Source organism: Mesorhizobium sp. M0983, assembly GCF_040318975.1.
Lineage (GTDB): Bacteria > Pseudomonadota > Alphaproteobacteria > Rhizobiales > Rhizobiaceae > Mesorhizobium.
Genome location: NZ_JAMYNH010000009.1, coordinates 128,048 through 140,433, shown reverse-complemented (window position 1 = coordinate 140,433; position 12,386 = coordinate 128,048). Strand labels below are relative to the sequence as shown.

Here is a 12,386-nt window from a genome sequence, read left to right as displayed (position 1 = left end):
GGTCAGAGCCCTTCCATTTCCAGCGGATCGAGCGTGTACAGCGTGTCACGGCCGAGGAGATATCTGAGCCATTCCAGCGCAGAGAGGTAGAAGGCGAGCATGATGGGCAGAAAGACCAGCCATTTCGGCATGTCGAAACTGCGCGTTTCATATTCGCCGCCCGCCACGGCGCTTGTCAGGGAAAACAAGGCGACGCTGCCAAGGTAGAGGCTGACGCCGATGCAGGCGAGATAGACCAGTTTTTCAAGCACCGCCCGAGCCCGCATCGGCAGCGCCTTGCGCAGGAACTCGACGAAGACATGGCCCTTGCTGTGGACCAGCCAGGGCATCGGCAGGAAAGCCGCGTAAAGCAGGCCGTATTCCGTCGCCGACTGCCCAGGCAAGCGGCCTCAGGCCCAGATTGCGGACGCATACATCAGCAACCACCGCGACGATGATGAGGCCAAGCACCACTTTTGCCGTCGCCGCCAACGCAAGGCTCAGCTTCGCAATCGCTGCAAACAATCTGTCCATGTCCGACGACCCTCATGTCCACCGTTGCCCCGCTTTTGCCCAGCTTTGATGGAGGGCTTACAAGGCAGCCTCCGCTCGGCTACTGGAAGAATTTCTTCAACTGATCGATGTTGGTGGGATCGCGTTTGGCCATTCTCGCCCAGCTCGCCTGCGTGGCAGCCGCCAGGAATTTGTCGCGGCCGGCACCGGTCAAGCTGATCACCTTCTGCCCGCCGTCGATCATCGCCTGTGCCTGCTTTTCCGACTCGGCAAGATTGGCGTCATAGCTCGCGCGCTCGTATTCGACGGCCGTGTCGGCAAGCAGCTTCTGCGCCTCGGGCGACAGCGTGTCCCATTTGGCCTTGTTGATCGAGATCAGCACGTCGGTTTTGAAGAATTGCGGGTCGACACGGTATTTGGTGAACTTGTCCCAGCCGAACGACGCATAGCCAAACACGGTATAGGCGTTGGCATTGACGACGCCGCGCTCGAGCGAGGTGTAGACGTCCCCTGGCGCTTGCACGATCACCGTTGCGCCCAGGGATTCAAGGAAATCGCGATAGAGCGGCGACGAGCGGATCTTCAGGCTGCTCCAGTCGATGCTGCCTTCGCTGTTGAGCTTGGGTTCGTCGATGGTGAAGACGTTGAAGCCCGAGCCCGCGTCGACATGCGCCAGCAGATGGGCATTGGCCTTCTTCTCGAAAATTCCGCTGATGAAGTCCCAGCCGCCATTCTCGCGAACCTCCCACGGCGTCTTTGTCGATGCGGAGAACACCTCGCCTTCGGGCACGAGCTCGAGGAACTGCCCTGCCGGCGTGTCGATCACGTCGATCAGGCCGCTCCTGAGCGCCCCGCCCTGCTGGATCGGCGGAATGACCTCCGGCCCGCCACGCACGTTGATCTGGACCACGCCCTTGCCCTTTTCGTTCACCTTCTGAACGAACTTCAGGAAGCTCTGGGCGTAGCCGTTCTGCGTCGGCGTAAAATGCACCGCGTTGAGGACGACCTCGTCGGCCGTGGCGATACCCGCCACACCCGACATGAGTGCAGCCAGAACAAGGGATTTCCAAATGCGCATTGCCGTACTCCCTTTGATAGTTCGCCCATGATCCGGCCCATGATCGGGCCGATCTGAAATTGCAATCGCTGCGCCGCCACGCGAACGGCGGTTAACTGGAATCATCTCCTACTGTCAGGAACCGTCCATGCGCGTAGAAGACCGGCGATCGGTGAGCGCGATCCAGCGCGACGCCTGAGACGACGCCGATGACGATTATGTGCGACGCCCGCACGATGGTTTCGGCCACCCGGCATTCGAACATTGCCCGCGCGCCGACAAGCAAGGGCGCGCCGGTTTCGCCACGCACCCATGATCCGGACGAGAACCGCGCGGCGCCCTTGGCTTTGGTCAAGCCGCCAAAGGCACGCACAACGTTCTCCTGGTCGCCGGCGGGAAGATTGACCGAAAAAGGCAAACCTTCGCGAATGGCCGAGGCAAAGGTGCTACCGCGGTTGACGCAGGCCAGCAGCGACGGCGGCTCGGCACTGAACGAGCAGAGTGCCGTAGCCGTGATGCCGCAAAAACCGATCTCGTCATGTTCCGAGGCGAGGATGGCGACCGAGCCCGCCACGGCCCGCATCGCCTGCTTGAATGCGCGCGGATTAACGGCGTCGTGCCCATCCACCCACGGCGTCGGAATGGCGGCCGCCGGCATCAATTTACTCGAAGCCCGGCCTGGCGCATCAGCGGCAGCACGCGGTCGCAGAAGAAGGGCAGTTCGTAGGTGTAGTTGACGAATGTGAGGGCGGCGCCGGAATAACCCTGGTCCATGATCGCGGTGAGGTCGTCGACGATCTTTTCCGGCGTGCCGATGAGCGGGAAGGTTCCGGCACCGCCGGCAAACCTTTGCCGATATTCGGTGAAGGCCTTCGCATCGTGCGAGTTCGCGAATTCCTTCTTCTTGCGCATATGCTCGTCGACGGCACCCTCGTCCGCGCATTCCAGCGCGTAGTGCCGGTAATAATCCTCGGCTTCCTGCTGGGTTTCCCGGCAGACGACGTGACAAACCGTATAGACGCCGACTTCGCGTCCGACTTCGGCAGCTCGGTTGGTGATGTCGACCACATGCGCACGGCCGTCGGCGATTTCGGAAAAAGTCGAAAACAGATAGTCGCAGTGGCGCGCCGCATAGTTGCGCCCCGGCGCGCCGAAGGCGGCGTTCATGGTCACCGGTCGCGGCGCCTGCAGGCTTGGCGGGCGGCTGACGACCCCCTTCAGATCGTAGAACTCGCCGCTGAAGTCGAACGGCTCCCTCGATTGATAGGCACGCACGATGATGTTGATCCATTCCTCGGCCTGATCGTAGGTCCGCTCGCCGACCGTCTGCCCGAACATGGCTAACTCGTCCGGGTTCCAGCCGCACACAATGTTCAAGCCGGCACGCCCGTTGGAGATGTGGTCGACCGTCGCCAGCGCTTTTGCAGCCTGCAGCGGATGAACAAGCGGCACATGCACCGTCATGAACAGGCCGATGTTTTCGGTGGCGACAGCAAGACCCGCCGCCCAGGTGAAAGTCTCGAACGACCATTCCCGCACATGCGTCAAACCGCCGAATCCGCGCCAGCGGGCGATCGGCAGCAGAAACTCGAGGCCGGCGCGATCGGCGATGCAGGCGGAATTGAGGTTGTCTTCCCAGCGGGCACGCCAGCGCTCGGGGACGGTGGTCATTGCCAGGCCGCCATCGGCGTTCATGGAAAAGACGCCGAGCTTGAACCTGTTCGGCCCTTTCAGCGGGTGCTGTTTCCTGATCATGATTTCCCCCGCCGTGACATGCTCTTGCCCTCGCCGTCGGAGTTTTGAAACGGTGGGCTCAGCTTCATGAAACGCTCCTCGGCGTTCTGAATGAAGTGGGTCATGCGGTCGTAAGCGGCGACGGCGTCGCGCTTGACGAATGCCTCGTAGATGGCGCGCATGCCGGCCACGATAACGGCCTGCGTCGGCTGGTGCGACAGCGTCCTTAAACGGACGACGAGTACATGGTCGGCGAAGCGGGCAATCGTTTGTGAAAGACGCTCGTTCGCGACCGCGCCAAGCCAACAATTCCTGAATGCCGAATTGGCCTGGAAAAAGCGGTCGGCATCGCCATCTGCGGCCGCAGCCTCTGCCTCCCGGAGCGCGGCTGCCAGGGTCTTGAGGCCAGCGGCGTCAAGTGTCCGTGCGGCGTGCGCGGCGGCCCGCGGCTCGAGCAACCGGCGGACCTCGAAGATGTCGGCGACATCCGTTGCGGTAAGCGTGGGCAGCGTGAAGCCGCGTGTGGTGCCGACGAGATAGCCCTCATGCACCAACTGCATCAAGGCGTCGCGGACAGGCATTCTGGAAATGCCGAGCCGGGCGGCAATATCGACATCCACCAGCTTCTGGCCAGGCGCCAATTCGCCATGCTGTATCGTCAGCCGGACTTGTTGATAGACCTGGGCACGCAGATTGCCATCGCCAACCCGTTTGAGCTCTATCGTTTCCGTCATCTACGCCTTCCCATGCGAAGATTTCGTATATCGTTTGAGGCTGTGATCTCGCAGTCGTGCCGTTGAAATGCAGCCATGTGTCGGCAGAAATCGACCTGCCAGCCCTGTTCCCGGCTCAAGTGGAGCACAGGCTGGATCACCTGGCAAGATATTTCAAGTCTATAATGTATACTGTTTGAGCTCGCTGTCCGGAGGGCAGAGGATCGCGCCGTCTGTGCTGCCGCGCCGCGCGACGGCGGGGACAGCTAACGATCCGCGCGGTTCGGTAAAAAACGTACAGACGTTTTTCCGTGACACATCGAAGTTGGCGGATTTAACTAAAATTACTTGCGATCTGCGCGCGCCGGCACGCCCACCCCCGATCCCCTCGCCGGTGCGCATCACTGGATCGCCCGCCGTATCGAAAGGTGCGGCGGGCTTTTCGTTTCGTTTGGCGGGGAGGCGCTTATGCGAGACTTGCCCAGGAATATCGACGCCGACGTCGTGATCGAAATCAGCAAGTTGCTCGACGACCGGGCGAAGTCCGTGCCGGTGCCGGTGCACAAGCTGGCGGCGATGATCCGGCTGGGCGTCGAAACCCTTCTGACCGATCACTCCATCGAGGAGCTGATCGTGGAAATGGCCGCGACGCGGGGGCTTCCGATGCTGTTCGATTTGCCGGTGGTCAATGTCGACAACGTCGTGCCGATTGCCTTGGCGCGCCGTCCCCGCTGACATTTCGCTCGAGCCCCATCGGTAGTCGCGTCGCCGCCCGACTTCACTTGTCCTGATGCGCCGGCCGAGTGTCGCCTTTCTTTTCGGGGTCATGGGTATGGTGGCTGTCGCGTTCGCCGCCGCCGCCGGAGACCTTGCTGTGGCTGCGCAGGTCTGAATCGGCCGGCGGCTTTTCGACGCTCAGCGGCTTCTTGGCGTTTTCGTGCGCGGCGCCGGGACCCCCTGGCGGATGCTGGCAGGAGTTTTCTTCGACGTGGACATGACCTAGCGATCCTGGACGTTGCCTTGATGGGTGGTGTTGACCTTCGTATTGCCTTGCTGACCCTGTTTGTCGGGATCGGGGACGGTGGATTGCGGTGCCTGGTCGGCTGCTACCGATTTTTTGTCACCGGCGCCCTTTGGGCTCAGATTCTTCGGCGGCACAGGGGGAGGTTTTGTGCTCATGGCGTTTCTCCTTCCGCCACCCAAACAAGCGGCTCGGGAGAAAGGTTCCCGAGGGTCCGATACGAACGGTGATTGCCGCAACGAGCCGGGTCCACAGGCCGTGGCTTGGGGCCGGCGGCAGGTCCGCACAATCCAGGATTATTTCTTGATGATGTTTCCGTTGTTCAGATCGAAGGCCTGGGCACCGAACGCCTGCCTGAAGAAATCCTCCTGCAGATCTCCCCATTCGCCGAGATAGGCGCCGCAATTGCTGCAATAGATCGGCGTCGAATCCTTCGGATTGTCGGGAATCTCCATCAGGATCGTCCCGCACGCCTTGCAATCGAGCTTGTCATCCAAACGGCGGCCCATTGGCACATGATCGCGCGTTTTCAGCCGCGCGCCAATTGTCGTTTTCGTACGAAGCCAGACTGGCACGTTTTCCAACCAGCGAGGGGATCGAAACCTAGCGTTCCGCCGGATTTCCGAAGACCGGATCTCGCCGCCTCGAATACGTCCCCACCCGCGGCAGCTCGTCTGGAAAGTCGACCCAGGGCAACCTCATGTCCCAGTATGCGTGGGCCTGTGGCGGAAACCGTTCGGGGTGATCGAGAAAGCCGATCGCCAGATAGAGTTCGTCAGGCAGGCCCTGGTCGACATAGCCGATCGATGTTCCGCAATCCGCGCAGAAGGACCGGAGCACGCCGGGGGTTTTCGAAAAGGTCTTCGGTGCGCCGGTGAGCAAGGTGAATTCAGAGGGCCGATAGCCGACCCACACCGTTAGCGGGCTTCCTATCGCCTTGCGACAGTCGTCATCGTGATCGGAGCAAACCCAGAACGGCTCGCCGCGCATTTGCGCCGTTATGGCGCCGCAAAAACAGGAACCCGTTTCAGTTCGTGGCATTGGCTAACTTCATGGCTGGACTCGCCTTCACTGCTGGCCTGGCATTTCGGTATTTTCCTTCGGGTTCTTCTTGATGCCGGCGGCAGGCGAGGTCTCGGCCGGAGCATTGCCGCCCTGGTTCTGTTCAGCGGCTCTTTTGAGCGGCGAGGTTTGCCAGCCCATATCGCCGTACAAAAAGCCTATGAGAAAGCCGACGATGATGATGGCCGAAATCACCATCGCAATTAACGCGTTGCGTCGCTCCATTTCGCACGGCTCCTTTCTTCGAGCCGAACAAACCATGGCGGAAATGGTTCCGGTGGCACGGCGCGGAGCCGGCCGGAACATTCAGCCCCATGGCGGGTTCGTATGAGTGCTCTTCTACAGAGAGTGGCTCGCATGAGACCCGCCGTAACCGATCGCATCGAAACCAAGAAATACGACCACCCGACAGGCGGCTGGGGATCGCTCAAATCCCTGGTCCGCAAGGCGCGAGGCGAAGGCCTGCTGTTGTCCGGGATATGGAGCACGCTGCTCAAGCAGAACAAGGCCGACGGCTATATGTGCGTGTCTTGCTCATGGGCAAAGCCAGCCCAGCCGAGGCCTTTCGAATTCTGTGAAAACGGCGCCAAGGCGACGATGTGGGACCAGACCAAGCTGCGCTGCGAACCCGCTTTCTTCGCCGAGCATTCGGTGGCGGAATTGCTCGATTGGCCGGACCACGATCTGGAGAAACAGGGCAGGCTTACGGAGCCCATGCGCTACAATGCCGCCGTCGACCGTTACGAACCGGTTTCCTGGGACGATGCATTCCGCGACATAGCTGCCGAATTGCGACGGCTCGATCCCAAATCGGTGGTATTTTACACGTCCGGCCGCGCCTCGCTCGAGGCCTCGTTCATGTATCAGCTTTTTGCGCGGATCTACGGGTCTTCGAACCTGCCCGATTCTTCCAACATGTGTCATGAATCGACCTCGGTCGGCTTGCCGGAATCGATCGGTTCGCCGGTCGGGACCGTGCAGCTCGAAGACTTTGCGAAATGCGACATGATGCTCTTCTTCGGGCACAATACCGGGGTGACGGCGCCGCGCCTGTTGCATCCGCTGCAAGAGGCACGTCAACGCAACGTGCCCGTCTTCACTTTCAATCCTTTGCCCGAGCGGGGACTGAAGCGCTTCAAGAATCCGCAAAACCCCATCGACATGCTGTCGCCCGGACCGGGCACCAAAATGTCCAGCGACTTCTTCCAGGTCCGTTCGGGCGGCGACATCGCCGCGATAACGGGCATCGCCAAAGCGTTGCTGGCGCTCGACGATGCCGCCCGCGAAAGCGGCAGGACGCGTGCCCTCGATACGGCTTTCATCGCCGAGCACACGCATGGCTTCGCCGAGTTCGAAGCCTTCCTGCGCAACACCCAGTGGAGCGATATCGTCGCACGATCGGGCATTGCGCAGGCCGATCTGGAGCATGTCGCCGAGGTCTACAGCCATGCCAACGCGGTGATCGGCAATTACGGCATGGGCCTGACCCAGCATCGGCACGGCACCGAGAACGTCCAGATGCTGTGCAACCTTTTGATGATGCGCGGCAATATCGGAAAACCCGGCGCCGGTATTTCGCCGCTGCGCGGCCATTCCAATGTCCAGGGACAGCGCACCGTCGGCATATCGGAAAAACCCGAGCTCGTCCCGCTCGACAAGTTCGCCGAATTCTACGCCTTTGAACCGCCGCGTGAGAAAGGTCTCGATACGGTCGAGACCTGCGAGGGCGTCATCGACGGATCGGTCAAGGGCTTCGTCGGGCTCGGCGGCAATTTCGTGCGGGCCGTGCCGGAAACCGGCCTGGTCGAGAAAGCCTGGCGTGGGCTCGACCTGCATGTCGAGATCGCGACCAAGCTCAACCGCAGCCATCTGATCGCCGGCCGGACAACCTATCTGCTGCCTTGCCTGTCACGGCTGGAAAGAGATCATCAGGCGAGCGGCGACCAAAGGGTGTCGATAGAGGATTCCACCGCCTGTATCCACGGCTCGTTCGGGTCGCGACCTCCGGCTTCGCCGCATCTGCTTTCAGAGCCCAGGATCGTCGCCGAACTTGCCAAGGCGACGGTGCCGGGCAGGAGTTCGATCCCATGGGATGAGTGGGTTGGCGACTATTCCCGCGTCCGCGACGAGATCGAGCGCTGCTACCCCCAGCATTTCCGCGACTTCAACAAGCGCTTCCTGACGCCCGGCGGCTTCCATCGCGACATCAAGGCGAGCAAGCGGGTGTGGGAGACGCCGAACAAGAAGGCCAATTTCAAGCTGCCAACTGGCCTTGAAACCGATCCTGACATCGATGTCGTCGGCCGCGATGTGCTGACACTGATCACGGTCCGCTCCAACGATCAGTTCAACACGACCGTCTACGGCTACAACGACCGGCTGCGCGGCATCAGCGGCACACGCATGGTGCTGTTGATGAACGAGAAGGATATCCAGCGCCTCGGCTTGAGCGCGGGACAGGAGGTCGATCTCGAAGCCAATGCGCAGGATGGCGTGGAGCGCCGCGTGCGCGGGCTGCGCATCACGCCTTTCTCAGTGCCGGAGGGAAATTGCGCCGGTTATTATCCCGAGCTCAACCCGCTGATTCCTCTCTGGCACAGAGCCGAGAAGGCTCATGTCCCGGCCGCCAAATCGGTACCGGTGCGGATTGTTGCCTAGGCGTTCGTTGTTCGCGGCAGGCACGCACTATGCGGATGTGGCTTGGTTCAAATCATGACCTCAGCCGGCTCGCGCGAGTTCATCCACGGCATTCAGGATCGCACTCTGGCTCGCCGGCTTCTGCACGATCCTGCAAGCGCGGAACCCGGCCGGAATCTCGCGTTCGCCATACCCGGAGAGGAAAGCGAACGGCACGCCTCGCCCCCGCAATGCCTCCGCGACCGGATAACTGGTTTCATCGTTCAACTGGATATCCAATAGCGCCGCGTCGATCCCGCCTTCGCCAACGAGCCGGAGGGCCGCCGTCACCGACGAAACCGGCCCAACCACCTGATGGCCGGCCTTGCGCAGGTAAGCCGCCGCGTCGTCGGCGATCAGCCATTCATCCTCGACGATCAGCACACGCACCTTTCCGGTCACGACGAGCCCTCGCGGGTCAGAGGGAATGCAATTTCCACCTCCAAACCATTTGAGCGGAAACTTGTTTCAACTTTTCCGCCCAGCCTGTAACCGATTTCTCCACGCAGAAGGGTAAGGCCGAAGCCGCTGTCGGTTGGCTCCTTGATGCGGGGGCCGCCCTTCTCGCGCCAGACGAGCTTGAAGGTGCCATCCGCCACCGACCATTTGACAACTATCCGCCCGGCAGGTTTCGACAGTGCGCCATATTTGGCGGCATTCGTCGCCAGCTCATGAATTGCCATGCCGAAGGAGAGCCCTTGCACAGGCTTGAGGCTTACCCGCTTGCCATCGAGCTCGAACCGTTCGGCCCCAAAGGGATCGAGTTCATGGCGCAGCAGTTCCTCGACGGAGGCTTCCGTCCAGCTTTCTCGCGAGAGCAGACTGTAGGCTCGTGACATCGCCTGCAGCCGGCCGATCAAGGCTTCGGCGAACTCGTCTTTCGAGGCCGAGTTTTCACGCGTCCGGTTGGTGATGCTGGCGACGACCGCCAGCATGTTCTTGACACGATGGTTCAGCTCCGAGATGAGCACCTGCTGACGCTCTTCAGCCTGCGCCAGCGTCGTCACGTCGATCAGGGTCACGACCACGCCCTGGATGCTGCCGCCTTTGTCCCGGTAAGGGTTGATGCGAACCAAGTAGAACCGGCCCTTGTCGTCGCGCGCAAGGTGATGGTTCAGGGTCTCTCCCGTCTCGAACACCGCCTGGATGTGCCGCTTCAACTCGGGGTAGTCGAGCTGGCTCGAAAGATCGGTCAGCGGTCGGCCGACATCGGACGGACGCAAGTTGAAGAACGACGACGCGGCGGGAGTGAAGGTCCGCACCACAAGATTGCGGTCGAGGAAGATGGTGGCGATTTCCGTGCTTTCGAACAGGCTTCTGAGATCGCTGTTGGCGCGGTCGAGTTCCTCTATCTTGCCAGTCAGCTCTGCGTTGATGGTGTTGAGCTCTTCGTTGAGCGACTGCATCTCCTCCTTCGAGGCCTCAAGCTCCTCATTGGTCGACTGCGCCTCTTCATTGACGGAGACGAGTTCCTCGTTCGAAGACTTTACTTCCTCCAGCGCGGTCTCGTATTCCTCGATGGTCGACTGCAGCCGCTCGCGCGTGTCGCGCAACTCCCGTTCGAGATCGGTCGTATCTTCGGCGCCGCGGCTTTCGCGTGCCGGATCGGAGCGGATCTGGGCCTGTCCCACCGGATTGAACAGGACGAGGTAGAGGGGCTCGCCATTGCCGCGTTCCGTGTACGGCTCGACCATCAGTGTAATGAACTGAAGCTGTCCGTCGTCTTCTTCGACCGCTATGTTCTCCCGAACGACCGTGCGGCGCGTCGTGGCTGCCTCCCGCAACGCGGCGCGCAGCTCAAGTCTCAGCCCGCGGCGGGCCAGTGTCAGCAACTGCCGGCTCGGGGCGCCTTGCGGTGCTTCCAGATATTTGCCCGTCCTCGCCGAATAGTAGACGATGTCGCCATCGCCATTGACCAGAACGTGAGGCGGGGCGAACCGCTCCAGCACCTGAGCCTCGATCGCCTGGCGTAGTGAATGGCTGGCGGCATCCTTCGTCGAGCCGCCGCGTCCGACCGGAAGGGCACCCGTGGGGCCATTGCCGATCAGAACCAGCGGCCGCGGCGTGGAATGTTCCCGCGCCTGGAAAATCCGATGCTTCTTGTCGACCGTGGCAAAAAGGTCGCCGTGCTGACCGACGCTTTCCGAGGTGCCGAGGAACAGATAGCCGCCCGGCCTCAGCGCGTAATGGAAGATTGGAATCACCCGGTTCTGGATCTGCGGGCCGAAATAGATCAGCAGATTGCGGCAGGAAATCATATCCATGCGCGAGAAGGGAGGATCGCGGATAATGCTGTGCGGCGAAAAGATGCACAGTTCGCGCACCTCGTTGCCAAGCACGTAGCTCGCGCCGTCGCTGTTGAAAAAGCGTTGCCTACGTTGTGGCGAAAGCCCGTGCAGCAGCGCTTCGGGATAACGCGCCGCACGCGCCACCGCGAGCGCCGGCTCGTCGATGTCGGTCGCGAATATCTGGACGCGCGGCGGCGCGGAAAGCTTCTCCATACGTTCGCGCATCAGCATGCCGATCGAGAACACTTCCTCGCCGGTGGCGCAGCCGGGTACCCAGACACGCACCGCATCGGAGGCGTTCTTGCCTTCGAAAATCTGCGGTAGGATCTTGTCCTCCAGCAATTTGAACGCTTCGGCGTCGCGGAAAAAGCTGGTGACGTTGATGAGCAGGTCGCGAAACAGCTTCGCCACCTCGTCGGGATCCCTCTTCAGCCGTTCTATGTAGGTGGTGATCGACTGCAGCTGCGTGATCTGCATGCGCCGCTTTACGCGACGCAGGAACGTCTTGGTCTTGTAGCCGGAAAAGTCGTGACCGGAATGGCTGCGCAAAATGGCGTAGATTTCATCGCGGGCCCGATCCATCCCGGCCTTGTGTTCGTCGTCCGCCTCGGTCAGTCCGTGCAGCACATCGAAGCCGCGGGCAAACGCCTGAAGCTTTGCACCGATCTGCTCGGCGGGCGCCGCTATGTCGATCAGGCCGCTCGAAATCGCGCTCTGCGGCATGTCCGGATTGCGTGGGGCGGAACCGTTGGACGCCTGGGCAATGGTCAGCCCGCCATGCTCCTTGATTGCCCTGGCGCCGAGCGTGCCGTCCGAATCACCACCCGACAAGATAATGCCGACGGCATACTCGCCCTGGTCCTCGGCCAATGCGCTGAAGAAGATGTCGATCGGCTTGCGCTCGCGGTTGAGCGTGTTCGGCCTGCGCAGCGAAAGCGCGCCCTTGCGGATGGTGAGGACGACGTTTTGCGGCATCACATAGACCTGGTCGGGTTGGACCGCTGCGCCCTCCTCGGCCACGACGACCGGCATTTCGGTATAACGTCGGATGACCTCGTGCAGCAGGCTTTCCCGCTCCGGGCTGAGATGGGTGACGACGACGAACGCCATGCCGGTGCCGCCGGTCAGTCCTTTGAACAGGCCCTCCATCGCGGGAATGCCGCCGGCCGATGCGCCGACACCGACAATGGGAAATCTTCCATTCTGGGATGCCACGCCACGCCCCTGACAACCGCCGCGAACACAAAGCCGCCAAATCGGGCCTTAGACTAAGACCGCGCCGAGCCTCCGGCCAGCGAATAGTCTACCAACGGAACAAAGCACCGTCGGTGGGCATTAACATT

At 61.5% G+C, this 12,386-nt stretch carries 13 protein-coding genes and 1 pseudogene; 2 read left to right on the top strand and 12 right to left on the bottom strand.

Annotation, left to right across the window (positions count from 1 at the left end; translation table 11 throughout):
* Positions 1-2 precede the first annotated feature (2 nt).
* The 5 genes from NKH71_RS18430 to NKH71_RS18410 all read right to left on the bottom strand — a co-directional run bounded on the left by NKH71_RS18430 (position 3) and on the right by NKH71_RS18410 (position 4,017).
* On the bottom strand, positions 3-383 hold the full coding sequence (locus tag NKH71_RS18430) for a TRAP transporter small permease (protein WP_352895234.1): 381 nt from the start codon (positions 381-383) through the stop codon (positions 3-5).
* A 209-nt stretch (positions 384-592) separates the two neighbouring features.
* Positions 593-1,570, bottom strand: coding sequence for a TRAP transporter substrate-binding protein DctP (gene dctP / locus NKH71_RS18425; protein ID WP_352895233.1), 978 nt, complete (start codon positions 1,568-1,570; stop codon positions 593-595).
* Positions 1,571-1,661: 91 nt separating this feature from the next.
* Positions 1,662-2,207 carry a flavin reductase family protein gene (locus NKH71_RS18420; protein WP_352482790.1) on the bottom strand — a complete coding sequence of 182 codons (546 nt, stop codon included), beginning with the start codon at positions 2,205-2,207 and terminating at the stop codon, positions 1,662-1,664.
* On the bottom strand, positions 2,207-3,301 hold the full coding sequence (locus tag NKH71_RS18415; protein ID WP_352895268.1) for an LLM class flavin-dependent oxidoreductase: 1,095 nt from the start codon (positions 3,299-3,301) through the stop codon (positions 2,207-2,209). The genes NKH71_RS18420 and NKH71_RS18415 overlap by 1 nt, the downstream gene beginning before the upstream one ends.
* Positions 3,301-4,017 carry a GntR family transcriptional regulator gene (locus NKH71_RS18410; protein WP_352895232.1) on the bottom strand — a complete coding sequence of 239 codons (717 nt, stop codon included), beginning with the start codon at positions 4,015-4,017 and terminating at the stop codon, positions 3,301-3,303. Before NKH71_RS18410 ends, NKH71_RS18415 begins: the two co-directional genes overlap by 1 nt.
* 327 nt (positions 4,018-4,344) lie before the next feature.
* Here NKH71_RS18410 and NKH71_RS18405 point away from each other — a divergent pair, with 327 nt between their 5' ends.
* Positions 4,345-4,731: a hypothetical protein gene (locus NKH71_RS18405; protein ID WP_352895231.1), complete on the top strand. Its 387-nt coding sequence runs from the start codon at positions 4,345-4,347 to the stop codon at positions 4,729-4,731.
* Positions 4,732-4,774: 43 nt separating this feature from the next.
* Here NKH71_RS18405 and NKH71_RS18400 read toward each other — a convergent pair.
* The 5 genes and pseudogenes from NKH71_RS18400 to NKH71_RS18380 all read right to left on the bottom strand — a co-directional run bounded on the left by NKH71_RS18400 (position 4,775) and on the right by NKH71_RS18380 (position 6,304).
* A pseudogene (locus tag NKH71_RS18400) lies at positions 4,775-4,992 on the bottom strand (hypothetical protein).
* Between the two features lie 3 nt (positions 4,993-4,995).
* Positions 4,996-5,175 carry a hypothetical protein gene (locus tag NKH71_RS18395; RefSeq protein WP_031193315.1) on the bottom strand — a complete coding sequence of 60 codons (180 nt, stop codon included), beginning with the start codon at positions 5,173-5,175 and terminating at the stop codon, positions 4,996-4,998.
* Positions 5,176-5,313: 138 nt separating this feature from the next.
* Complete coding sequence (locus tag NKH71_RS18390; RefSeq protein WP_023716639.1) at positions 5,314-5,472, bottom strand: hypothetical protein; 159 nt, start codon at positions 5,470-5,472, stop codon at positions 5,314-5,316.
* A 148-nt stretch (positions 5,473-5,620) separates the two neighbouring features.
* Positions 5,621-6,058 (bottom strand): GFA family protein, encoded by a 438-nt coding sequence (locus NKH71_RS18385; RefSeq protein ID WP_023716638.1) that lies wholly within the window; start codon positions 6,056-6,058, stop codon positions 5,621-5,623.
* 27 nt (positions 6,059-6,085) lie between these two features.
* Entirely contained in the window at positions 6,086-6,304 is a 219-nt protein-coding gene (locus NKH71_RS18380) for a hypothetical protein (protein ID WP_352895230.1), read from the bottom strand.
* Between the two features lie 132 nt (positions 6,305-6,436).
* Here NKH71_RS18380 and NKH71_RS18375 point away from each other — a divergent pair, with 132 nt between their 5' ends.
* Positions 6,437-8,737, top strand: a complete 2,301-nt coding sequence (locus NKH71_RS18375) for an FdhF/YdeP family oxidoreductase (protein ID WP_352895229.1) — start codon at positions 6,437-6,439, stop codon at positions 8,735-8,737.
* A gap of 60 nt (positions 8,738-8,797) precedes the next feature.
* Here NKH71_RS18375 and NKH71_RS18370 read toward each other — a convergent pair whose 3' ends face one another.
* Both NKH71_RS18370 and NKH71_RS18365 read right to left on the bottom strand, forming a co-directional pair.
* Positions 8,798-9,157, bottom strand: a complete 360-nt coding sequence (locus tag NKH71_RS18370) for a response regulator (protein WP_352493917.1) — start codon at positions 9,155-9,157, stop codon at positions 8,798-8,800.
* Entirely contained in the window at positions 9,154-12,258 is a 3,105-nt protein-coding gene (locus NKH71_RS18365) for a CheR family methyltransferase (RefSeq protein WP_352895228.1), read from the bottom strand. The genes NKH71_RS18370 and NKH71_RS18365 overlap by 4 nt, the downstream gene beginning before the upstream one ends.
* Between the last annotated feature and the right edge of the window lie 128 nt (positions 12,259-12,386).

Bases quoted from the DNA above. Each gene is read 5' to 3' on its own strand.
- NKH71_RS18385 (WP_023716638.1), bottom strand. From the start codon at position 6,058: ATGCCACGAACTGAAACGGGTTCCTGTTTTTGCGGCGCCATAACGGCG.
- NKH71_RS18420 (WP_352482790.1), bottom strand. From the start codon at position 2,207: ATGCCGGCGGCCGCCATTCCGACGCCGTGGGTGGATGGGCACGACGCC.
- NKH71_RS18390 (WP_023716639.1), bottom strand. From the start codon at position 5,472: ATGGAGATTCCCGACAATCCGAAGGATTCGACGCCGATCTATTGCAGC.
- NKH71_RS18380 (WP_352895230.1), bottom strand. From the start codon at position 6,304: ATGGAGCGACGCAACGCGTTAATTGCGATGGTGATTTCGGCCATCATC.
- dctP (WP_352895233.1), bottom strand. From the start codon at position 1,570: ATGCGCATTTGGAAATCCCTTGTTCTGGCTGCACTCATGTCGGGTGTG.
- NKH71_RS18395 (WP_031193315.1), bottom strand. From the start codon at position 5,175: ATGAGCACAAAACCTCCCCCTGTGCCGCCGAAGAATCTGAGCCCAAAG.
- NKH71_RS18410 (WP_352895232.1), bottom strand. From the start codon at position 4,017: ATGACGGAAACGATAGAGCTCAAACGGGTTGGCGATGGCAATCTGCGT.
- NKH71_RS18375 (WP_352895229.1), top strand. From the start codon at position 6,437: ATGAGACCCGCCGTAACCGATCGCATCGAAACCAAGAAATACGACCAC.